The 24,151-nt window shown below is 65.0% G+C and carries 25 protein-coding genes, 1 tRNA gene and 1 pseudogene; 21 read left to right on the forward strand and 6 right to left on the reverse strand.

What is annotated here, in order from left to right:
- The first annotated feature begins 50 nt into the window (after positions 1 to 50).
- From CHB65_RS03595 to CHB65_RS03605, 3 genes are all read left to right on the forward strand, one after another.
- Entirely contained in the window at positions 51 to 2,093 is a 2,043-nt protein-coding gene (locus CHB65_RS03595) for a TRAP transporter permease (protein WP_089383691.1), read from the forward strand.
- Between the two features lie 116 nt (positions 2,094 to 2,209).
- Positions 2,210 to 2,280: transfer RNA gene (locus tag CHB65_RS03600), tRNA-Gly, on the forward strand.
- Positions 2,281 to 2,380: 100 nt separating this feature from the next.
- On the forward strand, positions 2,381 to 2,692 hold the full coding sequence (locus CHB65_RS03605; protein ID WP_089383692.1) for a hypothetical protein: 312 nt from the start codon (positions 2,381 to 2,383) through the stop codon (positions 2,690 to 2,692).
- 9 nt (positions 2,693 to 2,701) lie between these two features.
- On the opposite strand, the gene CHB65_RS03610 is transcribed toward CHB65_RS03605, so the two are convergent.
- Positions 2,702 to 3,082, reverse strand: coding sequence for a DUF7522 family protein (locus tag CHB65_RS03610; RefSeq protein ID WP_089383693.1), 381 nt, complete (start codon positions 3,080 to 3,082; stop codon positions 2,702 to 2,704).
- Between the two features lie 101 nt (positions 3,083 to 3,183).
- On the opposite strand from CHB65_RS03610, the gene aglJ reads away from it, so the two are divergent.
- Both aglJ and CHB65_RS03620 read left to right on the forward strand, forming a co-directional pair.
- Positions 3,184 to 4,158, forward strand: coding sequence for an S-layer glycoprotein N-glycosyltransferase AglJ (aglJ, locus tag CHB65_RS03615; protein WP_089383694.1), 975 nt, complete (start codon positions 3,184 to 3,186; stop codon positions 4,156 to 4,158).
- Between the two features lie 82 nt (positions 4,159 to 4,240).
- Complete coding sequence (locus tag CHB65_RS03620; protein ID WP_089383695.1) at positions 4,241 to 5,347, forward strand: AI-2E family transporter; 1,107 nt, start codon at positions 4,241 to 4,243, stop codon at positions 5,345 to 5,347.
- A 44-nt stretch (positions 5,348 to 5,391) separates the two neighbouring features.
- Here CHB65_RS03620 and CHB65_RS03625 read toward each other — a convergent pair whose 3' ends face one another.
- Entirely contained in the window at positions 5,392 to 5,781 is a 390-nt protein-coding gene (locus CHB65_RS03625) for a winged helix-turn-helix transcriptional regulator (RefSeq protein ID WP_089383696.1), read from the reverse strand.
- 69 nt (positions 5,782 to 5,850) lie between these two features.
- On the opposite strand from CHB65_RS03625, the gene CHB65_RS03630 reads away from it, so the two are divergent.
- The 3 genes from CHB65_RS03630 to CHB65_RS03640 all read left to right on the forward strand — a co-directional run bounded on the left by CHB65_RS03630 (position 5,851) and on the right by CHB65_RS03640 (position 7,433).
- Positions 5,851 to 6,300 carry a DoxX family protein gene (locus CHB65_RS03630; RefSeq protein ID WP_089383697.1) on the forward strand — a complete coding sequence of 150 codons (450 nt, stop codon included), beginning with the start codon at positions 5,851 to 5,853 and terminating at the stop codon, positions 6,298 to 6,300.
- A gap of 69 nt (positions 6,301 to 6,369) precedes the next feature.
- On the forward strand, positions 6,370 to 6,852 hold the full coding sequence (locus tag CHB65_RS03635; RefSeq protein ID WP_089383698.1) for a VOC family protein: 483 nt from the start codon (positions 6,370 to 6,372) through the stop codon (positions 6,850 to 6,852).
- Complete coding sequence (locus CHB65_RS03640) at positions 6,849 to 7,433, forward strand: flavin reductase family protein (RefSeq protein ID WP_089383699.1); 585 nt, start codon at positions 6,849 to 6,851, stop codon at positions 7,431 to 7,433. The genes CHB65_RS03635 and CHB65_RS03640 overlap by 4 nt, the downstream gene beginning before the upstream one ends.
- Before the next feature lie 37 nt (positions 7,434 to 7,470).
- Here CHB65_RS03640 and CHB65_RS03645 read toward each other — a convergent pair whose 3' ends face one another.
- The gene (locus CHB65_RS03645; RefSeq protein ID WP_089383700.1) at positions 7,471 to 7,896 is read right to left on the reverse strand and encodes a polyketide cyclase; all 426 of its coding nucleotides are present in this window, start codon (positions 7,894 to 7,896) and stop codon (positions 7,471 to 7,473) included.
- Positions 7,897 to 8,400: 504 nt separating this feature from the next.
- Here CHB65_RS03645 and CHB65_RS03650 point away from each other — a divergent pair.
- From CHB65_RS03650 to CHB65_RS03660, 3 genes are read left to right on the forward strand one after another with little or no spacing between them, the layout of a single operon-like run.
- A complete protein-coding gene (locus CHB65_RS03650) occupies positions 8,401 to 9,468 on the forward strand; it encodes an ABC transporter ATP-binding protein (RefSeq protein ID WP_089383701.1) in 1,068 nt (355 codons plus the stop codon).
- The gene (locus CHB65_RS03655; RefSeq protein ID WP_089383702.1) at positions 9,465 to 11,438 is read left to right on the forward strand and encodes a PrsW family intramembrane metalloprotease; all 1,974 of its coding nucleotides are present in this window, start codon (positions 9,465 to 9,467) and stop codon (positions 11,436 to 11,438) included. The genes CHB65_RS03650 and CHB65_RS03655 overlap by 4 nt, the downstream gene beginning before the upstream one ends.
- Positions 11,431 to 12,483: an ABC transporter permease gene (locus tag CHB65_RS03660; protein ID WP_089383703.1), complete on the forward strand. Its 1,053-nt coding sequence runs from the start codon at positions 11,431 to 11,433 to the stop codon at positions 12,481 to 12,483. Before CHB65_RS03655 ends, CHB65_RS03660 begins: the two co-directional genes overlap by 8 nt.
- A gap of 36 nt (positions 12,484 to 12,519) precedes the next feature.
- On the opposite strand, the gene CHB65_RS03665 is transcribed toward CHB65_RS03660, so the two are convergent.
- Together CHB65_RS03665 and CHB65_RS03670 are read right to left on the reverse strand one after the other, a co-directional pair.
- Complete coding sequence (locus CHB65_RS03665; RefSeq protein ID WP_089383704.1) at positions 12,520 to 13,800, reverse strand: MFS transporter; 1,281 nt, start codon at positions 13,798 to 13,800, stop codon at positions 12,520 to 12,522.
- A 1-nt stretch (position 13,801) separates the two neighbouring features.
- Complete coding sequence (locus CHB65_RS03670) at positions 13,802 to 14,446, reverse strand: thioredoxin domain-containing protein (protein ID WP_089383705.1); 645 nt, start codon at positions 14,444 to 14,446, stop codon at positions 13,802 to 13,804.
- 52 nt (positions 14,447 to 14,498) lie between these two features.
- Here CHB65_RS03670 and CHB65_RS03675 point away from each other — a divergent pair, with 52 nt between their 5' ends.
- The 6 genes and pseudogenes from CHB65_RS03675 (at position 14,499) to CHB65_RS17985 (ending at position 18,897) form a co-directional block, all read left to right on the forward strand.
- A complete protein-coding gene (locus tag CHB65_RS03675) occupies positions 14,499 to 14,930 on the forward strand; it encodes a universal stress protein (protein WP_089383706.1) in 432 nt (143 codons plus the stop codon).
- Between the two features lie 95 nt (positions 14,931 to 15,025).
- Positions 15,026 to 15,313, forward strand: a pseudogene (locus CHB65_RS03680) (DUF5779 family protein); the annotation flags it as partial.
- Positions 15,314 to 15,370: 57 nt separating this feature from the next.
- Positions 15,371 to 16,069 (forward strand): hypothetical protein, encoded by a 699-nt coding sequence (locus tag CHB65_RS03685; protein WP_394335404.1) that lies wholly within the window; start codon positions 15,371 to 15,373, stop codon positions 16,067 to 16,069.
- Positions 16,070 to 16,138: 69 nt separating this feature from the next.
- Positions 16,139 to 17,068, forward strand: coding sequence for a 1,4-dihydroxy-2-naphthoate polyprenyltransferase (locus tag CHB65_RS03690; RefSeq protein ID WP_089383709.1), 930 nt, complete (start codon positions 16,139 to 16,141; stop codon positions 17,066 to 17,068).
- Positions 17,068 to 18,162, forward strand: coding sequence for a mandelate racemase/muconate lactonizing enzyme family protein (locus CHB65_RS03695; RefSeq protein WP_089383710.1), 1,095 nt, complete (start codon positions 17,068 to 17,070; stop codon positions 18,160 to 18,162). Before CHB65_RS03690 ends, CHB65_RS03695 begins: the two co-directional genes overlap by 1 nt.
- A gap of 99 nt (positions 18,163 to 18,261) precedes the next feature.
- Entirely contained in the window at positions 18,262 to 18,897 is a 636-nt protein-coding gene (locus tag CHB65_RS17985) for a signal peptidase I (protein WP_089383711.1), read from the forward strand.
- Positions 18,898 to 18,921: 24 nt separating this feature from the next.
- Here the strand turns inward: CHB65_RS17985 and CHB65_RS03705 are convergent, their stop codons facing one another.
- A complete protein-coding gene (locus CHB65_RS03705; protein WP_089383712.1) occupies positions 18,922 to 19,317 on the reverse strand; it encodes a halocyanin domain-containing protein in 396 nt (131 codons plus the stop codon).
- Between the two features lie 139 nt (positions 19,318 to 19,456).
- Here CHB65_RS03705 and trkA point away from each other — a divergent pair, with 139 nt between their 5' ends.
- From trkA to CHB65_RS03725, 4 genes are all read left to right on the forward strand, one after another.
- Entirely contained in the window at positions 19,457 to 20,803 is a 1,347-nt protein-coding gene (gene trkA, locus CHB65_RS03710; RefSeq protein WP_089383713.1) for a Trk system potassium transporter TrkA, read from the forward strand.
- Positions 20,804 to 22,312 carry a TrkH family potassium uptake protein gene (locus CHB65_RS03715; protein WP_089383714.1) on the forward strand — a complete coding sequence of 503 codons (1,509 nt, stop codon included), beginning with the start codon at positions 20,804 to 20,806 and terminating at the stop codon, positions 22,310 to 22,312.
- A gap of 145 nt (positions 22,313 to 22,457) precedes the next feature.
- A complete protein-coding gene (locus CHB65_RS03720) occupies positions 22,458 to 23,240 on the forward strand; it encodes a CBS pair associated ParBc domain-containing protein (protein WP_089383715.1) in 783 nt (260 codons plus the stop codon).
- Between the two features lie 70 nt (positions 23,241 to 23,310).
- Positions 23,311 to 24,102 (forward strand): DUF2797 domain-containing protein, encoded by a 792-nt coding sequence (locus tag CHB65_RS03725; RefSeq protein ID WP_089383716.1) that lies wholly within the window; start codon positions 23,311 to 23,313, stop codon positions 24,100 to 24,102.
- Positions 24,103 to 24,151 lie beyond the last annotated feature (49 nt).

Consider the following 24,151-nt stretch of genomic DNA (forward strand, 5'->3'; position numbering starts at 1 on the left):
CCCCGGCTCTCCGGGTGAACCGCGGACCATCACCACCAACGCAATAGACGATGGAAACCGAAAGCGAGTCCGTTACCGCGTCCGGTCCCGGAGAGGACAGCGAAAGCCTCCCGCCGCTCGATTACGCGATCACCGCGGCGGCGGTGATCTTCTGGCTGTACATGATGTGGGAGATCTCCGACGTCGCGACGATCCAGCGACCCTTCTTCGCCGTCGCGTTCCTGTGTGGGATCCTCCTTATATATCTCTTGACGGAAGCGAAGGAGTCGATCCTGGATCGGGACTATCTCGATTTGGTGTTGCTCGGGGCGATCGCCGTCGTGTTGATCGTCGCGACGGTGTACATCCTGCAGGATTACGACGCGTTTTATCGCCGACAGGGGCGGGCCTTCGATCACGAATACTGGCTGGCGTGGCTCGTGATCGCCGTGATCTTGTACCTCACATGGCGGTCCTATGGCAACGTGTTCCTGCTTTTGATCGGCGGGACGATGATCTACGCGCTGTATGGGAACTACGTCCCCGGCCTGTTCGGTCACGGCGGGATCTCGACGACCTTCATGCTTCAGATGCTGATCACGGACCTCGCCGGCTTTTATGGCTCGCTGACACAGCTGACGGCGGTCTGGATCGCTCCATTCTTATTGTACGCGGGGTTGCTGTTCGCGTTTGGCGCGTTCGAGCTTATCCTGCGGGTCGCGATCTACAGCGGCAAGTTCATCTCCTCGGGTGTCGCCCAGACCGCGGTCATCGCCAGCGCGATCATCGGCTCGGTCAACGGGTCCAAGGCGGCGAACGCCGGCATGACCGGCTCATTTACCATTCCCACGATGATGAACGCCGGCCTGCGTGGTCGGACGGCCGCCGGCATCGAGGGGTCGGCCTCGATGCTCGGGCAGGTCCTGCCGCCGGTGATGGGTGCAGCCGTGTTCGTGATGGCCTCGACGCTCGGTATCGCGTACGTCGACGCCGTTATCGCGGGGTTGATCCCGGCGTTTATCCTCATTGGGTGTATCCTCTTGGCGGTCCATTACACCTCCGTCACCGAGATCGGGGCCCAGCGGATGCGGTTCGAGGACTACTTCGATGAACCGCTCACCCGCTCGGAGAAGATCGTCGAGGGAACCAGGTTCGGTGTCCCGTTTTTCATCCTCATATTCACCCTCGGTTATCTCCAGTGGACGGTGCCGACGGCGGCCTTCTGGACCGTCGTGACGATGATCGTCCTCGGCATCACCACGCCGGTGTTACAGTCGAGCTATGGAGTGCTGACCCGAAGCGATCCCGAGGAGACGTCGCTATCGGCTCCGGCATACACCCTGCTCGATGAGATTCGACACGTCATCGACGGCTGCCGACGCGGGGCGATCATCCTCGCGCCGATCGCGATCATCCTCGCGGCGGTCAACGGCATGATCGACCTGCTCATGACGACCGGCATGCCCTCGCGGATCGCGATCATGTTGATGCAGATCTCCGGCGGCGTGTTGATCGTCGCCGTCCTCTTCGGGATGGGCGTCTGTATCGTCATGGGGATCGGCATGCCGACGGTCGCCGCCTACGTGATAGTCTCGACGCTCGTCGCGCCGACGTTCATCCAGGTGTTCGAACTCCCGCATTTGGCCGCCCACTACATGGTGTTTTATGCGTCCGTGCTTGCGGGGATCACGCCGCCGGTCGCCGTCTCCGTCGTCATCGCCTCCGGGATCGCCGGCTCGAACTTCTGGCGATCCTGTGGAAAGGCGCTCGTTATCTCCGCGCCGTTCTTCGTGCTCCCCATCAGTTTCGTCTACCACCCGGAGCTGGTCTCGACGGTGATCGACGGTGAGACGATGATCACCGCGGCGCTCGTGATGACCGGGGCGGCCAGCATCATCTACGGATTGAACTACCCGTTCAACATGAGCCGATGGTGGCGAGCACCGATCCGCGTGGGGATGTTCGTGCTCGGCGTCGTCGTCATGGTCTATCCCAGCTGGGTCGTTCAGGGTGCCGGTGCCGCTGTGCTCGTCGGTATTCTCATCACCCAGCGGACCCTCGGAAGCGGCCACGCCGCCCCGATCGTCTCGGGTCTCCGTGAGTCGGACGACTGATCGCGTCCGTTGATCCGGTAGCCAGTCGATATCGACATCCGGTGACCTCGGTTTTATCCTCGGATCCCAATTGGGATAGGAAGAGTCTTAAAATCGAACCGGCAACGATCGAGTGCGCGCGAGTGGTCTAGTGGCAGGACCTGAGCCTTCCAAGCTCATGGCCCGGGTTCAAATCCCGGCTCGCGCACTCACTCTCGTTCGTTTGCGAGCCGTACCTTCAGTCCCTCCGCTCGCGACGATCCCGGCTCGCGCATTTTTTATTCCCCGCCGCAAATCACGAATCACCCGTGACCTCCCGACTCGCCGCGGCGATCGTCGTCTTCATCGTCGGTATCCTCGCGGATATGCTCTCGACGTACGTCGCCATCACGACCGCGGGGTTCATCGAGGGGTCGCCGGTCGGTTCCATGTTTATGACCAGATTCGGACCCGTGGCCGGGATGATCCTCACGAAAGCCGTCGGAATGGTCGTCATCGGCGTCCCGATCGCGATCGCGGGTGGGAGCCGTCGCCTCGTCGCCATCGCGATGTTCGGGGGCGTCGGGATCCTTTCGCTGCTCGCGGCGGTGAGAAACACGCTCCTCGTGGTCGGGGTCTAGCCGTGGCGGTTACGCCGGATCGAACGTCCGCAGGACGCCCGCGAGCGCGGCACCTAACTCCTCAAAACGGTCGATGTCCATCGCGTCCGCCGTCACCCAGACCCCGTGGTTGTTCGCGATGACCCGCGTCAGGTAGCCGTTTTCGAAGACACGCACGGTGAACCGATACTTTCCGAGCTGGGTGCCCGTATACAGCGACTGTGATTGGAACCCCTGCCGCTCGTTCTCGGCGAACCCTACGAGGTCGGCCGTCCGATCCAAGTCGCTTCGGAGATAGAGCTGTTCGACCGCGTCCTCGGTGAAGTAGGTGATGCTTCGGATCTCATCGCCGGCAGTCGTGCGTGCCGCGCTGCACAGTTCCTCCCGGTGCGTCTCCGCCAACTGTGTCATGGGATCACATTCGGCGTTCAGGCACATGATTGTACTGGTGGGGGCACCGCGTGCCGGACAGGAGGGACAGAGTTTAGCAAGACGCGCGAGTTCCTCCGGACATGGTCGATCTCGATGACGTCTGTGTCCTCCTCCCGACGCTCGATGAGGCGGCAACCGTCGAGGAGGTCATCACCGGCTTCCGTGAGGTCGGACTGTCGAACGTCCTCGTCGTGGACGGTGGGTCGACCGACGATACCCGTGAGATCGCCCGTGCTGCCGGTGCGCGGGTTCTCAGACAGTCCGGACAGGGGAAGGGACAAGCGGTTCGTGAGGCGGTCCGGGATCACATCGACACCCCGTACGTGCTGATGGCCGACGCCGATGCGACCTACGAGGCGACCGACGCGGAGGCGATGTTGGAACCCCTTCGTGCGGGCACCGCCGATCACGTGATCGGAAACCGGTTCGCGGACATGCGTTCCGGGGCGATGACGCGCCTGAACCGGTTCGGCAATCGGATCATCAACCTCACCTTCAGACTGGTCCACGGCGAGAGATACGAAGACATCCTCTCGGGTTACCGTGCGTTCACCCGCGAGTCGTTCCTCCGGATGAACCTCACCGCCGACGGCTTCGGCATCGAGACGGAGATGGCCGTCGAGTGCGTCAAAAACCGGGTCCGCGTCGCGGTCGTGCCGATCACCTATCGTGCCCGTCCCGACGGCTCCGCGACGAACTTACACCCGATCCGTGACGGCGGGGTGATCTTTCTCGAACTCTACCGAAAGGCGAAGACCAACAACCCGCTTTTTTATTTCGGAAGCATCGGCACCGTCTCGACGCTGGCCGGCGTGCTCATGACCGCCTACGTGCTGTATCGATGGATCGTCCGGGGGGTCGGCCACGAGATCATCGCGGTCGGCGCCGCCGGGGCGACGATCCTCGGCATTCAACTGTTGATCTTCGGCGTCCTCGCGGATATGATCCTCACGCTCCACCGCGAACAGCTCGCCCACCGGGAGCGTGTCGCTGAAGGTGAACGGGTCGCCGAAGGTGAACGGGTCGCCGCCGACGACCGGAGTTCGGACGACTGAGTGGATCGGTGGACGGCAGAGCGGAGCGGTCGACCGCTTCGGCTCCCCGATGCTTTATATCTGCCGCCGGATACGGTGGCGCATGGACGAGAAACGGTTCGTGATCACCCTCTTCGGCATCGTCGTCGCCCTCATCGTCGGTTTCATCGCCTATCGATTCGTCGCCGCGCTCACCGTGGCGGTCTTTCTGTACTACTGCACGCGTCGGTTTTATTATGGGCTGGCGCGGCTGCGGCTTCCCGCACGGATCCGCGCAGCGGCGGCCATCTCGGTCATCGGGCTGCCGCTGATCCTGCTTTTAAGCTACACGCTCGTGCTGCTGGTGATCGAGGCGCGACGGTTCATCGAACAGTATCCCGTGACCGAGTCCGTCGGCGGGGAGGTCGCGTGGGTTGACGGGCTCGCCGACCTCTCGGATCCGACTGTCGACGGGTTGATCACGACGTACCAGGAGGGCGGCTTCGATCCGCTCATCGACCTCCTCTCGGAGCACGCCGGGCTGCTCACCTCGACGGTCACCGGCTTCCTGTTGAACGTCCTCATCGCCGTGATCGTCACCTACTACCTGCTGCTCGATGGGTCGAAGTTCCACGAGTGGCTGTTGAGTTTCGACGACGAAGCGATCGTGCGTGAGTACCTCGAGGCGGCCGATGCGGAGCTTGAAGCGGTCCTATACGGGAACCTCCTCAACGTCATCGCCATCTCGCTCATCGCCGTCGCGACGTACACGGGATACAACCTCCTCGCTCCCGCCGGGGCGACCGTCCCGTATCCGGCGCTTGCGGGGGCGCTCACCGGCATCGCCAGCCTGATCCCCGTGATCGGGATGAAGATCGTCTATATCCCGCTCGCGGCCGCAGCGGCGACCCCCGCCGTGTTAGCGAACGACATCACGGCGCTCCTATATGTCGGTCTGTTCGTCGCCGTCGTGGTCGTCGTCGTCGATACGATCCCCGACATCCTGCTTCGCCCGTATTTCAGCGGCAAGACCACCCACGTCGGCTTATTAATGTTGGCGTACGTCTTCGGGCCGGTCGTTTTCGGGTTCTACGGACTCTTCCTCGCACCAATCATTCTCGTGTTGGCGCTGACATTCGCGTACACTGCACTCCCACGGCTGCTGGGGGCCGACCTCGAAGACCCAGAAAAGCGTGTCGGTCCGAATCAGTATCGTTTGGACGAATTCTGACCGGGCCGGCGCGATGACGGTTTATAAACCACCGCTCGAATCGATCACGTCGAGTTGCACTCGGCGAGCCACTCGGTGGCCCACTCGCCGATCTCCTCGAAGATCGGCGCGAGCGACTCCCCTTTCGCGGTGAGGCTGTAGTAGGTCGCGACCGGGGCGTCCTCCTCCAACCGCCGATCGACGAACCCGGTCTCCTGTAGGTCGTCGAGCACGCGCGAGAGCGTCCTGGCGTTCGCGTCGGTTTCGCGTTTGAGCTCGTTGAACCGCCGTTCCCCGTTCTGTAGTTCGTGAAGCACGACAAGTCGCCATCGCGAGCCTATCTGGTCGATCGATTCGACGATCGGACACGGTGTGTCGCTGATTTGGGAGTGTGACCCGTCGTCATCCGCCGTTCCGACTTCAGCACCGCTCTCTGTAAGTTCCTGCGAGGACATTGATGTTACCTGCTAACCCTTTTGTCCGGGAACCGATATATAGGTTACGCTCGTATATGTGGTTGCACAATGATAGCTGAATTCGCAACGATACCACTACAGTTCGATACCCCGCTCTCCGGGGAGTTGTTCCTCATCGGCCGTCTGCTGTTTGGCGGCGTACTCGCGTTCATGGGACTCAATCACTTCCTCGACGTCGACACGATGGCCGGCTACGCGGAATTTAAAGGGTTGCCGGCACCCCGCTTTTCCGTCATCGCCTCGGGCGTCCTCCTCGTCTCCGGGGGGTTGGGAGTCGCGCTCGGGCTCTTTCCGGTGCTCGCCGCCGGCGGCTTGGCGGTCTTCCTTCTCGTCTCCGCGGTGACGATGCACGACTTCTGGTCGGTCGAGGATCCCGAAGGGCGCCAGTCGGAGCTCACGAGCTTCCTCAAGAACATCTACGGCGCGGGTGCTGCCCTCGCGCTTCTCGCGATCGGCGGCACGAGCTGGCCGTACGCGGTCGGGATCGGTCTCTTTTAAGATAACGTTCCCATCGCGATGGACCCGCCCACAGAACTAACCGATTCCTCCACGAACCGACCCGTATCGATGACCGATGCCCCACCGACCACCGGCTTACATCACGTGACCAATATCTGTACCGATATGGATGCCACCGTCGCCTTCTATGAGGACGTCCTCGGCTGGCACACGGTCAAACGGACGCAGAACTACGACGACCCGGGAACGTTACACTACTACTTTTCGCCGACGCCGGCCGGCGAGCCGGGAACGACCGTCACCTACTTCGAGTACCCCGGGTCGCGGGGCGCGCCCGGTCCCGGCGCGAGCCATCACTTCGCGTTTGGGGTTGAGGACGAGACCACGCTCGCGGAGTGGCGCGAGCACCTCCTCGCTCACGACGTCAACGTCTCGACCGTGAAGGATCGTACGTACTTTAAAAGCATCTACTTCACCGATCCCGACGGGCTCGTCTTCGAGTTAGCGACGCAGGGGCCCGGCTTCACCGTCGACGAGGAGGTGCCCGGTGCCGAGCGGATCGACCCGTTCGCCCGCGAGGAGGAACGGTGAGATCCGGCGATCCCGACGCCTTCGGATCACCGTATCGACTCCTCTCGACGGCGGTTACACCCCGACCGATCGCGTGGGTCTCCTCACGCGGCCCGGCCGGCGAGAACCTCGCGCCGTATAGTTTTTATACGGTCGCCGCGGTCGACCCGCCAACGCTGCTGTTCGCCCCCGTGGCCACCGCCGCGGCACCGAAGGACACCCTCGCGAACGCCGTGGCGACGGAGGCGTTCGTCGTCAACGTCGTCACACGAGATCTCGTCGAGGAAATGAACGCCTCAAGTGCGACGCTGGAGCCGGAGGAAAGCGAGTTCGATCACGCCGGCGTGACCCCGGTCGAGGCGGTTCACGTCGATGCTCCCCGCGTCGCCGAGGCGTCGGTCAGTATGGAGTGCCACCTCACGGAGGCGATCGAGATCGGTGGATCGACCGTGGTGGTGGGTGAGGTCGTGTACGCCCACGTCGACGACGACGTCCTCGCCGACGGGAAGATCGATATCGACCGGCTGGAGACCGTCGGCCGGCTCGCCGGAAACCGGTATGCAAGCACCGAGGATCGGTTCACGATAGAGCGGCCGCCGTAGCCGGGACGTGCGTGGGGTCGACGTGTCCTCACCAAGTTTAAAACGCGTCGCGTTCGAGGCCGTCGGCGAAGCGCCGGAGCGCACGCTCACAGGTCGGCACGTAGGCGATCGCCGGCAGCGGGACCTCGATGATGACCCGACAGCGGTTCGGCTCTCCGACGTACGCCTCGATCGAATGCCCGGTCGCCGGCAATCCGGCGACGATCCAGTCCCAACGCCTGCCGTTGAAACCCGTGACGCGGAATGGAACCCAGCCACAGCCGATCCGCACGCGGCCGCGGGTCCCCTGACGCACGTATCGATCGTCGCTCTCGACGCCCTCGATGACCGGGCTCCAGAGAGGCCACGTCCGAGTATCCCGTAGCGTCTCGGCGGCAACGCTCGGGGACACGTCGACATCGCAGGCGACCTCAATGATCGCCGCTCGCCTCCTCCGAACCACGTCGCGCGCGGCGGTGTTCACATCGTCACTAGACTCGCCACGGTGAAAAGCTGATTGTCCACCACGCGAATGGCTGTCCACCACGTGAATGGCTGTCCACCACGCGAATGGCTGTCCACCACGTGAATGGCGCATCCGTATCGCGTGGACGTGCGCGCCGTTCGTTCACCTGCCGACTCTCTCGGCGGATCATTATACAATATTATGACATCGGCGTATCCCTGCCGAAGAGTTAATATGTCGGTCCGTGGTAGCAGGGGACAATATGGCAACCGATGACCGCGGCACGATGAAAGACGTCTCACACACCGCGCCGGACGGAACCTCCGCGAAGGCCGTCTGGGAGCGGGGGAAGCGACCGGAAATAGCTGAAGAATAGCTCGTCGAGCGCGGCGAGTAGTTTGCCCTTCTCCACAGTTCTACCACCCCCACTCCGACATGGGATGACAGGGCTGTCTCGGAACCATTCTCCGGACTGATAGCCACAGCCGTGAGTTTAACCCTGATGCCGGCGCAGGGACGGATATGATCGAGGTGAGGGGGTTGAAAAAGACCTATGGCGGGTTCGCCGCGGTCGCGGACAGCACCTTCTCGGTGGCGGAAGGGGAGGTGTTCGGCATCGTCGGTCCCAACGGGGCGGGAAAGACGACGACCCTCAAGATGCTTGCGGGACTCATCGAGCCGACGAACGGTGAGGCGAGGGTCGCCGGATTCGACTCGACAGACCCAGAAATGCGCCAGCAGCTCGGCTTCCTGCCGGAGGAGTCCCCACTTTATGAGGAGATGACGCCGCGTTCGTACCTCCGATTTTTCGCCGACCTCTATGCTGTCCCCCGCGACGTCGCCACCGAACGCGTCGAGACGACGCTTGACCGCCTGTCGCTCGATCACCGCGAGCGGCGACTCGGGGATATGTCGAAGGGAATGAAACGAAAGGTCGCGATCGCCCGGTCGCTCGTCAACGACCCGGACGTGGTGATCTACGACGAGCCCGCCTCGGGACTCGACCCGGTGACGACGAACACGGTCCTCGAGTTCACCCGCGAGCTTCGTGCCGAGGGAAAGACCGTCGTCTTCTCCGCGCACAACCTCCACCAGGTCGAATCGGTCTGTGACCGAGTCATCATTATGAACGAGGGACGGATCGTCGCACGCGGTAGCGTCGAGGAGATCCGGGATCGTCACGGCGAAACCACCTATCACGTCTACACGGACGTGTCGGTTACGGTGCCTACGGACGGAACCGAATGGGATCCGAACGAGGGTATCACCGAAGGCACACCGAATGAGGATGTCGCCGGCGCGGACGGCCGAAGGGCCCCTCTTCGCTCGGAGCCGGTCGGGGACCGGTATCGTGTGGCGGTGCCGAGCATGGCCACCGTCGAGGACGTGCGGGAGGCGGCCGACGCCGTGGGTGGTGAGGTCGTCGACATTCGGAGCCGTGAACCCAGCCTTGAGGATATCTTCCTCGACGTGGTTGGACGAACGCCCGACCGGCCACGAACCGTCGATGATGACTTTGTGCGAGGAGACGGACAGGATGCTTCCGCGGAACCGCAGCGTGGAGCCACGGCCGAGGAGGAACGACGGTGAGGGATCGTCTGCGGACGATCCTCCGGATCGCACGCTGGGAAGCCGGTGGTGTGAGCCACGGGCTCGACCGGCGAACCCTGCTCGGAGCGCTCGCGCTCGTGTTGATCATCGGGGCGGTCGTCGGCGGTGGCGTCGCCGTCGGCGTGGCCGGGTTCGAGGTCGACCGCGATATCTACCACGTCGGCGTCGAGCCGAACTCGCCGTACGCCGACGCCATCGAGGCCGATCCTGCGCTCATCTCGGTCGGACTGGAGCGCGCGGAGGTTGGTGAGACGGTGGACGTAGCCGTCTATGAGACCGGCGAGGGGGTGGCCGTCACCACTGCGGAGACCACGAAGGGCGAGGCGGCCGCCGAGGCGGTCCGGGCAGCGATCGAAGCCCACAACGAACGGCGGATGGCCGCGGAGGAAAACCAAACTGCCGCCTTTCCGGTGACCGTCGAGCTGCGATATGAAAGCCGGACGGTCGCCGGCACGGACGGGCCGACGCTCGGTGAGGACCCGATCGACGAACCCGATGGGGCGGACGCTGACAACACGGTCGACAGCGGCCCGACCGATGACGAGAGTACGGTCGATAGCAACGACGCGACCGATGATGATAGCACGGCCGACAGCAACGACGCGACCGACGGCGAAGACGCGACTGCGCATACCGATCCGGCTGACGGGGAAGACGGCTTTGCCGTACCGTCCATCGGCGACGGTGGGGGCGAGGCGTTCGGCGCTGACGCCGTCGGCTCCCCGGGATCGATCACGCCGCCGTTCCCGTTCCTCTCGCTCCTGTTGGCGTTCGTCTTTCTGGTTCCGATGAACTTCCTCATTCAGGCGTACGGTTCCTCGATACTCAACGAACGGATCAACCGTCGCGGCGAGTTGCTCCTCGTCGCGCCCATTCATGCGGTCGACGTGGTCGCCGGAAAGACGCTTCCGTACGTCGGTGCCGCCGTGGCAGTGACGGCGATCATCGCGGTCGGGGTCGGCGGGGGCCTGCTCTCGGTGCTCGCGATGGTACCCATCGCGCTCACGTTCCTCGCGGCGACGTTCGTTGGCGCGATGTTCGCCCGCTCGTTCAAGGAACTCACCTTCGTCACGGTCGCGGTGAGCGTCCTGCTCACCACCTACGCGTTCATTCCGGCAGTGTTCACGAACGTCACCCCCGTCGCGCTTATCTCGCCGCTGACGATCGTCGTTCTCGACCTACAGGGCGAGGCGGTCTCGATCGTCGAGTTCCTCTTTTCGACGGGACCCGTCACGATCGCGGCTGGGCTCCTCTTCCTGTTAGGCGTCGGCGTCTATCGCGAGGAGGACATGTTTACCCAGAAGCCCGTTCCTCGAAAGCTCCTTGACGCGCTCGCGGTGCGACTGGCATCGGTCGGACGGGTAGACGCTTCCGCGGAGGCCGACGTCGAGTCGACACACCGATGGGGCATACGGCGTCGAGTTCGCGGCCTCGCGACGGTCGCGTTCATCACGGCCTGTACCGTTCCCTTCGTCTTCGTCGCCGAGTTGCTGGCCGTCGCGGTGCTCTTTGCGCTGCCGGTGACCGTCTCGATCCCCGTGTTGCTCGTGACCCTCGCGTTCATCGAGGAGGTCGCAAAGAGCATCCATCTCTATGCGGGTTTTGAACGCGACATCTTCGCGCGGACCGATCGGGTCGCGGTGGCGGTCGGACTCGCGTCGGGGCTCGGATTCTTCCTGGCGGAGAAGGCGACCGCGGTCGTTCAGGCCGTCGGACTCACGGATCTGTTCATCGGCCGTGCGGCGTTCGGAGAGGTAGCAGGGCTTGATGCTTTACCGCTCCCCCTCGCGATCGGGCTCTTCTTTGCGCCGCTCGCACTCCACGGGTTCGCGACCGTCGTCGCGGCCGTCGGCGCCAGCCGTAACCGGGCCTATTACACGATGACGCTCGTGATCGCGACCCTGCTGCATGCGGCGTACAACTTCGGGGTGGTGAGCCTCTATGGATAGTCGATTCACGATCGCGGGCCGGGAGCTCGCCGGACTCCGTGCGGAGAAGACGATCCTGCTCGCGATAGGAATCCAGCTGTTCATCGCGGCGTTCTCCTCGTTTCTCGTCGTCGGACTCGTCTCGATGTACGATCCGAGCGGCCTCGATGGCGCCGAGATCGAGATCGCGGGCGCCGGCGACGCCGTCGCGGACCTCGAACGGGCGGCCGATTCGGTGCCCGGGGCGCGGGTAACACGGTACGAGGATACGGCCGCAGCTCGCGAGGCCTTCCAAAACCACGCGGCCGACGCGGTGGTGATCGCCACCGCAACCGATGACGGCGGGGTGTCCACGGTCGTCACCGTCCCGGATTCGAACGTCGAGACGACGGTGATCGTCGTCCAACTGCAGGAGGTGTTACAGGTCTATGAGTCGAACGAACGGGACGCCAGAAGCGGGTCCTTGGCGGAACCGCCGTTGCCGCTTCCCGAACGGACGGGCTCAAGCCCGTATTTCACGTTCACGTACACCGTGTTGATCCCGCTTTTAGTCTTCTTACCGGTGTTCATCTCCGGCTCCATCACGGTCGATTCGATCACCGAGGAGATCGACCGGGGAACGCTCGAGCTCCTCCGGGTAGCGCCCGTCACGTTGACGGACATCGTCGACGGCAAGGCGCTCGCGGCGGTGGCGATCGCGCCGATACAGGCGCTCTGTTGGCTGCTGTTGCTCGAGGTGAACGGAACCCCCGTCTCCAATATCGGCCCGATCCTCGCGTTGATGACTGCACTCACCGTCGTCGTCGTGGGTGTCGCCGTCGCCATCGCGCTCGTCGCACCCGATAGACGGGCGGCACAGCTCCTGTATTCGATCGCCGTCCTCGCGCTGTTCGGCGGGGCGACGGCGATGGCCGGCGGGCCGACGAACGCCGTCGCACGGCTCGCGATCGACAGCGCCGACCTCACGACGTATCTGACGGTCGCGGTGTACGCCGTGCTCGCGCTCGTCACCTCTCTCGGGGTGCGTGGATTCCTGTCCCGGATCGATATCGACGCGATCCGATAGCGCCGTGGGCGTCCCTCGAAACGGGCTACAGCGTCCCTACCGTGTGGGCCCCGTTTGGGAGACGATGGTGTACACGGCGGGCAACAACGCGATGGCGATCAGGAGTTCGAGCCCGCCGACGACCAGAAAGGCGGGACGGTAGCCGAACGCGCCGGTCGCGGCGCCGCCGACGAGAAACCCGGTCAGAAAGCCGAGCGAGCCGAACACGTTGAAAAGCGCCATGGCGGCCCCGCGCGCCTCCGGGTCGATGATATCGGTGACAAGTGCCATCGTCGCGGGGGCCAACAGCGCGCCACAGACGCCGACGAGAATCATCAAGCCGGCAGCAACCGGATAGACCGGTGCCAGCCCGACCCCGATGATCGCGACTCCGTACGCCAACGACCCACCGATGATGGGGTAGAACCGACCGATCCGATCCGAAAACGTCCCGAACGGCGCTTGCAGGAGCGCGAATGGAATGAAAAAGAGCGCGAGGGTCGCGCCCGCCCCCGTCGCGGAGAGCCCGAACGTCGCCGGGTCCTGAAAGTAGAACACGCCGACGAGCGAGAAGAACCCGGCCGTGAGGCGGTCGATGAAGCCGAACGCACAGGGAACGAGCAACGCGGGGGCGGCCCGTGTTCGGGCGAGCACGTCACGGATACCGGGGCTCTGAGGCTCCCCCGGGGACGGTTCCGGAGGGTGTGACCCCGCGGCGGCACCGTATTCGTCGCCGACGAGGGGATCGGGGACCGTCGCCGCGACGAGCCCGGCGCTGAAGAGGACGATCGCCCCGGCATAGACCGGGTAGAACACGGCAAGGTCGGCAAGGATGCCACCTCCGACGGATCCGACGGCCGCTCCGAGACCGATCGCGAGGCCGGCAATGCCCATGTTTCGACCGTGGCCGCCGCGCAGATCCATGAGCGTCGTGATCGCGAGCGAGAACGCGCCGACGGTGAACGTCCCGCCGACTGCACGGACGACGAGCGCGGCCTCGAAGCCGGCATCGGTCAGGGGGACCAATGCGAGCGCAACGTAGGCGACCGCTCCGCCGAACGCGCCGAGAACGATCAACGGGATCCGGCGACCGAGCGCGTCGCTCACGGTCCCCCAGACGATCGCGAAGGCGACGAAGGCGGCGAACTCCGCCACCAGAAACCACATTCCCGCGTCGATGCCGGCGGGCGCACCGAGCGCGACCGTGAGCGACGGGACGCCCGGATAGATGAGCACCTGAGAGATCAGTACCGCCAGCACGACGACCCCGAGTCGGCGGCGGTTCCGTTGTGCGCGATACGCAGGTTGCTGTACGTGCTCCGCTCCGCCGTCGCTCACGCTATGACAGAACCTCGTCTACGGCAGTCGAAATGGCCTCGGCGGTCGGATCGACCTCGTCGCCGTTTACGTAAACGGTCGGCGTCGCGGAGAGCCCGCGTGCTTCCCCCTCCGCGCGATCATCGCCGATCGGGGTCGCGTAGGTTCGGTTTTCGGCGTCGGCGATCGCCGCACAGGGATCGGCACCCGCCTCCTCGGCGGCAAACCCGATCGCGTCCTCGCTATAGTTCCCGATGAACTCATAAATCGTCTCGGCAAAACTAAAGAAGGCTGCATCCCCCTCCCGGGCACCGACACCGCGCGCCGCGCTCGCCACGGGAACCGCCCACTCCTCGTTGACGGGGATCGGGAAATCCCAGTGTTCATACCGGATCTCCTCGGTCTCGATGTAGGTCTCCGCTATCGTCGGAAAGACGTCCGCTTTGAACGTCGCGCACCCGTCACAAGTGAAGTCCTCGAACACCTCAACGAGGACGTCGGACTCGGGGTCGCCGATCATCGGTCGGTAGTCCGTATCGGGCTCCGCCGGCTCCGTGCCCTCACAGTCGTACTCCGGGGTGTCCGGGGCGTCATCACCGAGGCAACCCGCGACGCCGACGACGCCCGCGACACCCGCGGCGAGCACCGTCCGTCGTGAGTGTTCCATAGTCGGCGATCGGTCCGGCGGCTATTTAACGACACCGAGGGTAGATACGGACATGACCTATCTCGTCGCGACCGACGGATCGGCGGTGAGCGACCTCGCGATCGAACACGCGGCCGTGGACGCGGCCAAACGCGAACTCGGGCTGGAGATCATTCACGTCCTGCAGCCACACGCGGAGATCGTCGACGGCGAACTCGTCCTCCCCGGCGGTGCCAAGGCGGCCGAACGGGGCGAACGGGTGCTTTCCGAGGCGGCACGAGTCGCCGAAGAACACGCCGAACAGTACGGATCCCTGCCGTCGGTCGCGACGGAGCTCCGCGGCGGCTCGCCCGCGGAGACGATCGCGAAATACGCCGTCGAAGCGGATGTCGAACGCATCTACGTCGGTCACCGTGGCAAAGCCGCCGACCGTGATCCACGCGTGGGTAGCGTCGCCAAGACGGTCGTTGATAAATCGTCCGTGCCGGTAGTCATCGTCAAGTGATCCGCAGACTGGACGTCAGCCTCGGGTCGCTTCGACGCTGACGGTGGAACGGGACGGACCGAACGCTTTTGCTGGCGTGTGATGTGGGTTCGCATATGAGCGACTGGGACCTCGACCTCCGTGACGCCGAAGAGCAGATGGAGGAAGCCTTTTCGGCGGGCGGCGACGTCGTCCTCGGCGTGTTGGATGGAACGACCGACCCGGAAGAGTGGGTGCGGAACGTCGATTACGGAAACACGCTCGTGCTCTCCATCGACGGGGACCTCAACGAACTCGCCGCCGGCTTCGCGAGGGAGGTGAAGGACATGGGCGGCGAGCTAATGCACTTCCGTGGGTTCCTCATCGTCACGCCGCCGGGAACGTCGATCAATACCGATAAACTCGGCCGGTGAGCCGACCGCCGGTGAGGGATTCAAAAGGATCCAGCACCGAGTATCCGTATGGGAATGAAGGAGGTCGGCGACCCGATCGTCCACGAGATCGACCGGTACGATCGTGGTGTCGGTTGGATGGCCTACCCGGAGGAGACGATGGAGCGGGCGAGCCACGCGTTTGCGGTGCCGAACGACGAGCAGGAGCATGACGACGTCTGGGTGGTCGACCCCGTCGATGCCCCCGGCGTGGACGACCTGCTCGCGGAGTTCGGCGAGGTCGCCGGCGTCGTCTGTGCGCTCGATAGACATAAACGCGACTGCGCGACGGTGGCTCGCCGGCACGATGTCGCCGTCCACATCCCCGAGTGGATGACCGGAGTGGCCTCGGAACTCGATGCGCCGGTCGAACGATTCGGTCGCCGGCTCGCCGACACCGGCTTCGAGACGATCCGGATCCGGAACTCCTCGGTGCCGCCGTGGCAGGAGGTCGGTCTCTTCGACGGCGAGACGCTCATCGTGCCCGAGTCGCTCGGCGCGGCGACGTATTTCCGGGGCGACAGGGAGCGCCTCGGCGTTCACCCGATGTTGCGGCTGTCGCCGCCGCGGGCCGCGCTCTCCGGGATTCGACCCGAGCGCATCCTCGTCGGGCACGGGGTCGGTGTCCTCGAGGACGCCCCGGAGGCGCTCACAGCGGCCCTCAAGGGATCTCGAAGCAAGGCACCGGGACTGTACGCGAAGACGGCACGGTCGCTGCTCGGTCTGTAAGGACGTTCCGACCCCCGCATCGACCCGGCGATGGGAAGTTTAAGGGACGGAGGTCCCCAAAAAGCGCCAATGGAAACGGAGATCTCGCGTCGCCGCGCGTGGCTGATGGCCGCTCGGCCACAGACGCTCCCGGCGGCGTTCGCGCCCGTGGCCGTCGGTGTCGGCCTCGCGATCGATGCGGGCGTGTTCGCGCCGCTCCCGGCGCTCGCCGCCTTGGTAGGTGCCGCCCTCATCCAGATCGGAACGAACTTCGCGAATGACTACTACGACGCGGTCCAGGGCGCTGACACCGAGGACCGTGAGGGCTTCACCCGCGTCGTCGCGAGCGGGCTCATCGCGCCCGCGGAGGTGAAACGCGCGATGTGGCTCACGTTCGCGGCAGCGATCCTCGTGGGTACCTACCTCGTCGCCGTCGGCGGGGTGCCGATACTCGTCATCGGGCTCGCCTCCGTCGCCGCGGGGGTCGCCTACACCGGCGGGCCGTATCCGTTGGGCTACCACGGGCTCGGTGACGTGTTCGTGTTCCTCTTTTTCGGCGTGATCGCCGTGGCGGGGACCTACTACGTTCAGGCGGCGTCGCTGGCTACGGGCCTGTTTCCACTCTGGGTCCCCCCGGAAACGGTACCGACCGCGGCCATCATCGCCTCGCTCCCGATCGCCGCGCTCTCGACGAACATCCTCGTGATCAACAACGTGCGTGATCGCGAGGAGGACGCAGAGACCGGCAAGCGGACGCTGGCGGTCCGGTTCGGCTACGGCTTCTCGCGGGTGCAGTTTCTCGCCCTCCTTGTCCTTGCCTACCTCACGCCGTTCTGGTTTCTCGCGTCCGGATACGGGGCCGCCGTGCTGTTGCCGCTCGTGACGCTCCCCCTTGCGGGTCTGCTGGCCCGTACGGTACTCACGGAGACGGCCGGGGAGGCCCTCAATCCGGCGCTGGAATCGGCCGGAAAGCTGCTCGCGGCATACGCCGTCGCCTTCGCGGTGGGGCTCGCGATCTGATGCGACGACGGTTCTCGCTTCCGCTCTCGACGCCGCTTGCGACCGCGCATGGAACCATCACCGAGCGCGAGGGATTCCTCGTCGCCATCGATCCCGAGGGGTCGGCCCCGGCGCGTGGGATCGGCGAGGCGACGCCGCTGCCCGGTTGGACCGAGTCGCTGGAGGCGTGCGTTGAGGCAATCGACCGGTTCGGCGTCGATCCCATCCGCCTCCCGCCCGCAGGTGAGACGCCGGCCGCGAGACATGGCGTCGCGCTGGCCCGCGACGACGCAGCGGCCCGGGCGGCAGGGATCCGGCTCGCCGATCGGCTGCTCGCCGTCTCATCGTCGGCCGAAGAGACGGAAAGGGGACGCGACGCCGGTTCCCTGCCCTCGTCCATCCCGGTCAACGCGACGGTCGGCGACGGATCGGTCGGGAGGACCGTCGAGGCCGCCGAACGCGCGGTCAAGGACGGATATGGCTGTCTCAAAATCAAAGTCGGTGCACGGGAGGTTGAGAAGGACCTCGATCGGGTTCGGGCGGTCCGCCGCGCCGTCGGTTCCGCGGTCGACCTGCGTGTCGACGCGAACGGGGCGTGGTCACGTGAGGCGGCTCGTGAGGCGCTCGATCATTTCAATGACGTGAACCTCGAGTACGTCGAACAGCCGGTTTCAGGGACCGATCTGGCGGGCCTCGCCGCCGTCCGTGACGGGAGTCCCGTGCCGGTCGCTGCGGACGAGGCCGTCGCTGCACACGGCGTGGAAGCGGTCCTCGATGCGGCGGCCGCCGACCTCCTTATCCTCAAACCGATGGCGCTCGGTGGGCCGGACCGCGCGGTCGCTGCCGCACGGCGCGCGATGGCGACCGGCGTCGATGCGGTGGTGACGACGACGATCGACGGGGTCATCGCCCGAACCGCGGGGGTTCACGTCGCCGCCGCGATAGAAACGCTCCGAAAGAGCCGGGGACGGCCACTGCGTGCAGCCGGCCTCGCCACCGGACACCTGCTCGCGGAGGACCTCGCACCCGACCCGTGTCCGGTCGAACGGGGCCGGATCGCCGTTCCGTCAGGGCCTGGGCTGGCGGGGTCGGCCTTCGACGACGTTCAGTTGTGATGACGGGACGGGGAATCGGCGATCATCCGGCGATGCCGCTTCGGACGGCGTGGCCCGCCGCACCACTATATTGAAACGCGCCGGCGGCCTACCCGGACTATGTCACGACGGGTCGTCGCGGACGTGTTCGCCGTCATCGCGCTGATCGTCGTGATCGCACTCGTCATCGGGCAGCTGACGGGCCAGCCGGTATTGCTCGGATATGTCACCAGCGAGAGCATGTCGCCGACGCTCGAAGCCGGTGACGGGTTCATCGCGGTTCCCGCGTTCGCCGCCGGTGAGATCAGGTCTGGCGACGTGGTCGTCTTCGACGCCGTGGAGCTACAGGGCGGCGGGCTCACCACCCATCGGGTCGTCGAGGTGACTGACGAGGGCTACGTGACACGGGGTGACAACAACCCCTTCCGGGATCAGGAGGGCGACGAGCCGCTCGTCACCGACGATCGAATCGTCGCCACGGCCCTCCAGGTGAACGGACAGGTGGTCCGCATTCCCGGGTTCGGCACCGGCATCGAGACGGTCACGGGGGCCGCCGAGAGCGCCCAACTGACGGCCGCGACGGCGCTCGGGGTCTTCGTCGTGACGCTGTTCGTTGCCGGGTTGCTCTCGGGTGCGGGCATCGTCGGATTCACGCAGCTGATCGCGGTGATGGCGCTCTCGGGGGCCATCGGGGCGGTTACCGGCTATCGACTGCTGCCGGCGCTCGGGCTCTCCGCGATCACGCCGGACGCTTGATCTGGATGGAAAACCCGTGCCGACTCAGTCGACGACCTCGACGGTGCCGACCATGCCGCTTGTCTGGTGTGGGGTACAGACGTACTCGTAGAAACCGGTCTCCTCGAAGGTGTGTTCGAAGGTGTACCCGGCCTCATCGACGAGGTCGGACTCGAAGGCGCCGTCGACGTCGACGACGTCGTGTGCGCCCCCGTCGCCGGTCCACTCCCAGATCACGGTCGTGCCGACGTCGATGACGATGTCCACGGGGTCGAACTCCAGCCCATTGCCCGCGCCGACGACGACGTCGACCGTTTCCTCGCCGGTCAAGTCGACGACATCCCCGTCGCCGTCGTCGTCATCACCTAAACAGCCCGCGAGCGCGACGACGCTCAGCGCACCCGCTGCGCCGACGAACCCTCTCCGCGTTCGTTCGTCCATACGGATCGGTAGGGGACGGCGAGTTAAACGCTCACGGTCGCTCCCAACGCATGGGAACGGTCGACCGCGATGGTGCGCCGGTTTCTCGCGACACCCCACCGATAGTAACCCACTTTAGGCTGCCCGAGGAGTGTGGGACATGGACGTGGTCATCGTCGGTGCCGGCGAGGTGGGAACAGCGATCGCCGCCAACCTGGCGTCCGATCACGATGTCGTGGTCGTCGACCTCGATCAGGACCTCACCGACGAGTTGACCTACGATCTCGACGTGCTCTCGATCGCAGGGGACGGCACGACCCTGCCGACCCTGCGGGCGGCGATGGTCCCCGAGGCCGATATGTTCATCGCCTGTACCGACGACGATCGGACGAACCTCGTCGCCTGCGGCACCGCGAAAACGCTCGGCGACCCGTTTACCATCGCCCGCACGAAACGAACGGACTATCTCCGTGTCTGGGAACACGACGAATCCGCGTACGGGGCCGACTTCGTCGTCTGCACGGATCTGCTTACCGCCGAGAACATCGTTCGTGTCATCGGCCTCCCGGCCGCCATCGACGTCGACCCGTTCGCCGGCGGACTCGTACAGATGGCCGAATTCGACGTTACGGAGGAAAGCCCAGTCGCCGGTCGGACCGTCATGGAGGCGGACCGGTTCGAGGCGCTCACGTTCGCCGGGATCTTCCGCGACGAGGAGCTGATCCTCGCCCGCGGGGATTCGCTCATCCGTGCCGGCGATCGCGTAGTCGTCATCGGGAGCCCCGAGAGCGTGCAGTCGTTCGCCACGGACGTCGCTCCCGAGACGACGCCGGATCACGCCGACGAGATCGTGATCGTCGGCGGGAGCGAGACGGGCTATCACACCGCCCGGCTGTTGGAGGAACGCTCGCTTCATCCCCGGCTCATCGAGCAGGACGGGGATCGCGCGCGCTTTCTCGCCGAGAATCTGCCACACACGTTGGTGATGGCACACGATGCGACCGACACGGAGTTTCTCGTCCGTGAACACGTCGACGACGCGGACGTCGTCGTCGCCGCGCTCGCGACCGACGAGCGGAACCTGCTCGTCTCCGTCCTCGCGAAACGCCTCGGGGTCGATCGGGTGATCGCGGTCGTCGACAGCGCCGACTACGTCACCCTCTTCGAGGAGATCGGTATCAACGTCGCGATCAACCCGCGGTTGGTCACCGCCGAGGAGATCACGCGATTCAGCCACGAAAGTATCGCCGAGAACATCTCCGTGCTCGAAAACGACAGGGCGGAGGTGGTAGAGATCGAGCTCGCGGCCGACTCGCCGCTCGTGGATCGACCGATTCAGGAGATCACGGCGGAGTTGGAAGCCAGGGTGGTCATCGGCGCGATCACCCGAAACCGAACACACGTCACGCCACGCGGTGATACCGTCTTACGATCCGGCGACCACGTCGTCGCGTTCGTCGAGTCGTCGTTCGTGAACGAATTGACCGCCCTCTCCTCGGCGACGTAGATGTACGGAAACACGCGTATCCGGGTCGATTGGCGCGCCAGCGCTGAGCTGATGGGTGTCGTATTGATCTATTTCGCGGTCCCGCTTTCGTTTCCACTGCTTTTGGCCGTCTACTTCGAGGAGCCGCTGACGCCGTTCCTCGTCGCCATCGGTGTCACGCTGGCGCTCGGAGCCGGCCTTCGGCGGCTCGGCGACCCGGAGGAGAACCTCGGCCCACGGGAGGCGTTTCTCGCGGTCGCACTCATCTGGCTGCTCGTCGCCGTCGTCGGAGCGGTACCCTTCGTGGTCGCAGGCGCCGGGACGATTGCCCACCCGGTGAACGCGCTCTTTGAATCGATGAGCGGGCTGACGACGACCGGCGCGACGGTGCTCGTTGACTTCTCCGTTCACGACCGGTCGATCATGATGTGGCGACAGCTCATCCAGTGGCTCGGCGGGCTCGGGATCCTGATTCTCGCGACCGCGGTCCTCTCGGAGCTCGGGGTCGGCGGGGCACAGCTGATGGAGTCGGAGACGCGAACGCGTAACGTCAACAAGCTCACGCCGCACATCGCCGAGACGGCACGTCTTATCTGGGGGCTCTACGTCGGCCTGACGCTGCTCGCGGCGGTCGTTTTTTTCGTGCTCGGACTCGCGTTCGACCCCCGAATGGGGCCGTACAACGCGCTTGCACACGCGTTCACGTCGGTGGCGACGGCGGGCTTCTCGCCCGAGCCGCTCTCGGCGGGGGCGTTCCATCCCGTGCTACAGTGGGCGATCGTCCCGTTCATGATCCTCGGATCCACCAGTTTCATCCTGCTCTACGTCTTTATCAACGGCGAGCCGAGGCGGCTGCTTCGTAACGAGGAGTTCCGGTTTTATGTAGGGGGGCTTGGAATCTTCGCGGCGCTCGTCGCGCTCGTCCTCTTTGTCACCGGCGAGCAGGGAGGGGCGATCGAACCGACGATCCGCCACGCCGTCTTCAACGTCACCTCCATCGTCACGACGACGGGCTATGCGAGCACGGACTTCAACCTGTGGTCGCCTGCCGCCACCTATCTCCTCTTTCTCGCGATGTTTACGGGCGGGATGGTCGGGTCGACAACCTGTTCGATCAAGTCGTTGCGGTGGCTCGTCGCGCTCAAGTCGCTGCGCCGGGAGCTCTTTACGAGCGTCCACCCCGAGGCCGTCCGTCCCGTACGGGTCTCCGGATCGCCGGTGGCGGAGGACACGATCCGCGACGTCTACGCCTATCTCCTTTTGGGGATCGTGATATTCGTAGGCCTCGCCGTCTTCGTCGCCGTCGACGCCGCACGGGTGGGGATGGACCTCTCGGCGTTCGAGGCGATGGGCGCGGCCGCCTCGACGTTCCTGAACATCGGACCCGCCTTCGGGGAGGCCGGACCGTACGGGACCTATGCCGCCTTCCCGATGAGCACCCGAAGCGTCATGATCGTCTTGATGTGGGTCGGCCGGATCGAGATGATCCCGGTCCTCGTGTTGTTCACGAGGACGTTCTGGACGTCGTAGTCCACCGGGAGTGGTTCTGGACGTCGTAATCCACCGGGAGCGGTTCTGGACGTCGTAGTCCACCGGGAGCGGTTCTGAACGTCGTAATCCGCCGAGCGGCCGCCCCGACCCCTTTTTGTTCCTCCCGATCCATTCGTGCGGATATATGGCCGCGAAGCCGACGGTCGGGGAGTACATGACCCGTGATGTTGAGACGGTCTCGGCGGAGGACACGGTCGCTGAGGTGTCAAAGCGGATGGTCGAAAGCGTCGGTCACAACGGGTTTCCGGTCACGAAGGGCCGAAAAGTCGAGGGGTTCGTCTCCGCACGCGACCTCCTGCTCGCCGACGATGACGCGCCGATTTTCACCGTCATGGCGACGGATCTGGTCGTGGCCCACCCGGATATGAAAGTTACCGACGCCGCGCGGGTCATCCTTCGGTCCGGGATCCAGAAGCTCCCGGTCGTCGACGATGCGGACAACCTCGTCGGGATCATCTCGAACACCGACGTCGTTCGATCCGCGATCGAGCGTGCGACACCCGGTAAGGTCGGAAAGCTGGTTCGCACGTTGGAGCAGATACACGGCGTGGACTTGGATGAGGACCGACGCATGGTGTCGCTGGCGACCCTCACGCCGACACAGGACCGCGTCTACGCGGACGAACTCGAGGGACGACAGTACGAGCTTGAACGTGGACTCGCCGAACCGCTCGTAGTCATCGACAACGACGGACAGCTGTATCTCGCTGACGGTCATCATCGGGTGATGGCCGCCTCCGCGCTCGGTATCGAGGAGATGGACGCGTACGTGATCGTCCCGGAGCGGCGACTCGATCTGGGGATGGCGAAAACCGCCGAAAAGGAAGGGCTGCGAACGATCTCCGACATCGAGATCGTCGATTACGCGAAACACCCGCTTGTGGAGACGACGCGGCGGTTGCAGTGAGGCCGGAACCCACGGCGGTGCACCGCTCCGGGAGCGGAACTGCTAATTCGAACGTCGACCTAATTGAGGCGTGCAGATCGTCGGCTACGAGACGGACCCCGGAGACGGCTCACGCGATCGCGACACGGAAGCGACCGGTGCAGGACTCTACGTCGCCGACGGGGAGGCGATCGAGTTCATCGACGCGGGGGCCGGGACGGAACTCTCGTTCGGGCTCGGCGAGCGCCACTGTGCGGGAACGATCCACGACGGTCGCCACGTTCCCTGCGGGGAGCGCGACGCCCCGTACTGCGAGGCGCATACGCACGTATGGGTCTGTGCCCGGTGTACGGGGACCTGTTTAAAAGACGAGATGGACTGTCACGAGCCGCACGCGATGTATCTCGCCGCGTTCGCGCCTGACGTGTTCAAAGTCGGCGTGACACGGGAGTGGCGGCTCGAAACCCGGCTTCGCGAGCAGGGTGCGGACCGGGCGGCTCACATCCGGACGTTTCCGGACGGGCGGATCGCCCGTGAGGTAGAAGCGGGACTCGCCACGCGTCCGGACCTCGTCGACCGCGTCCGAGTCCCGACGAAGATCGCCGGCTTGCACCGAACCGTGGATATGAACGCGTGGGCCGAGTTGCTCGATCGGTTCGATCCGATCGAGACGTTCAGCTTCGAGGACGGACCCGAACTCTCGGATCGACCGGTCCCCGAGACGATGGCGGCCGGAACCGTACTCGGCTGGTCGGGACGCGTACTGGTTATCGAACGGGATGGCTCGACCTACGCGGTCGATGCGCGCGATCTCGTTGGCCACGAACTCCTCGCGGAGCCCACGGAACGCGATCTGCAGTCGAGCCTCGGCGCGTTCGGCTGAGCCCGCAAAGACGCGGTCGGTTCCCGAAAACTCCACGACGACGATCGCC

It is taken from the genome of Halorubrum vacuolatum (assembly GCF_900188065.1).
GTDB lineage: Archaea > Halobacteriota > Halobacteria > Halobacteriales > Haloferacaceae > Halorubrum > Halorubrum vacuolatum.

Bases quoted from the DNA above. Each gene is read 5' to 3' on its own strand.
- CHB65_RS03595 (WP_089383691.1), top strand. From the start codon at position 51: ATGGAAACCGAAAGCGAGTCCGTTACCGCGTCCGGTCCCGGAGAGGAC.
- CHB65_RS03610 (WP_089383693.1), bottom strand. From the start codon at position 3,082: ATGACACAGTTGGCGGAGACGCACCGGGAGGAACTGTGCAGCGCGGCA.
- aglJ (WP_089383694.1), top strand. From the start codon at position 3,184: ATGGTCGATCTCGATGACGTCTGTGTCCTCCTCCCGACGCTCGATGAG.
- CHB65_RS03620 (WP_089383695.1), top strand. From the start codon at position 4,241: ATGGACGAGAAACGGTTCGTGATCACCCTCTTCGGCATCGTCGTCGCC.
- CHB65_RS03625 (WP_089383696.1), bottom strand. From the start codon at position 5,781: ATGTCCTCGCAGGAACTTACAGAGAGCGGTGCTGAAGTCGGAACGGCG.
- CHB65_RS03630 (WP_089383697.1), top strand. From the start codon at position 5,851: ATGATAGCTGAATTCGCAACGATACCACTACAGTTCGATACCCCGCTC.
- CHB65_RS03635 (WP_089383698.1), top strand. From the start codon at position 6,370: ATGACCGATGCCCCACCGACCACCGGCTTACATCACGTGACCAATATC.
- CHB65_RS03650 (WP_089383701.1), top strand. From the start codon at position 8,401: ATGATCGAGGTGAGGGGGTTGAAAAAGACCTATGGCGGGTTCGCCGCG.
- CHB65_RS03660 (WP_089383703.1), top strand. From the start codon at position 11,431: ATGGATAGTCGATTCACGATCGCGGGCCGGGAGCTCGCCGGACTCCGT.
- CHB65_RS03670 (WP_089383705.1), bottom strand. From the start codon at position 14,446: ATGGAACACTCACGACGGACGGTGCTCGCCGCGGGTGTCGCGGGCGTC.
- CHB65_RS03675 (WP_089383706.1), top strand. From the start codon at position 14,499: ATGACCTATCTCGTCGCGACCGACGGATCGGCGGTGAGCGACCTCGCG.
- CHB65_RS03685 (WP_394335404.1), top strand. From the start codon at position 15,371: ATGGGAATGAAGGAGGTCGGCGACCCGATCGTCCACGAGATCGACCGG.
- CHB65_RS03690 (WP_089383709.1), top strand. From the start codon at position 16,139: ATGGAAACGGAGATCTCGCGTCGCCGCGCGTGGCTGATGGCCGCTCGG.
- CHB65_RS03695 (WP_089383710.1), top strand. From the start codon at position 17,068: ATGCGACGACGGTTCTCGCTTCCGCTCTCGACGCCGCTTGCGACCGCG.
- CHB65_RS17985 (WP_089383711.1), top strand. From the start codon at position 18,262: ATGTCACGACGGGTCGTCGCGGACGTGTTCGCCGTCATCGCGCTGATC.
- CHB65_RS03705 (WP_089383712.1), bottom strand. From the start codon at position 19,317: ATGGACGAACGAACGCGGAGAGGGTTCGTCGGCGCAGCGGGTGCGCTG.
- trkA (WP_089383713.1), top strand. From the start codon at position 19,457: ATGGACGTGGTCATCGTCGGTGCCGGCGAGGTGGGAACAGCGATCGCC.
- CHB65_RS03715 (WP_089383714.1), top strand. From the start codon at position 20,804: ATGTACGGAAACACGCGTATCCGGGTCGATTGGCGCGCCAGCGCTGAG.
- CHB65_RS03720 (WP_089383715.1), top strand. From the start codon at position 22,458: ATGGCCGCGAAGCCGACGGTCGGGGAGTACATGACCCGTGATGTTGAG.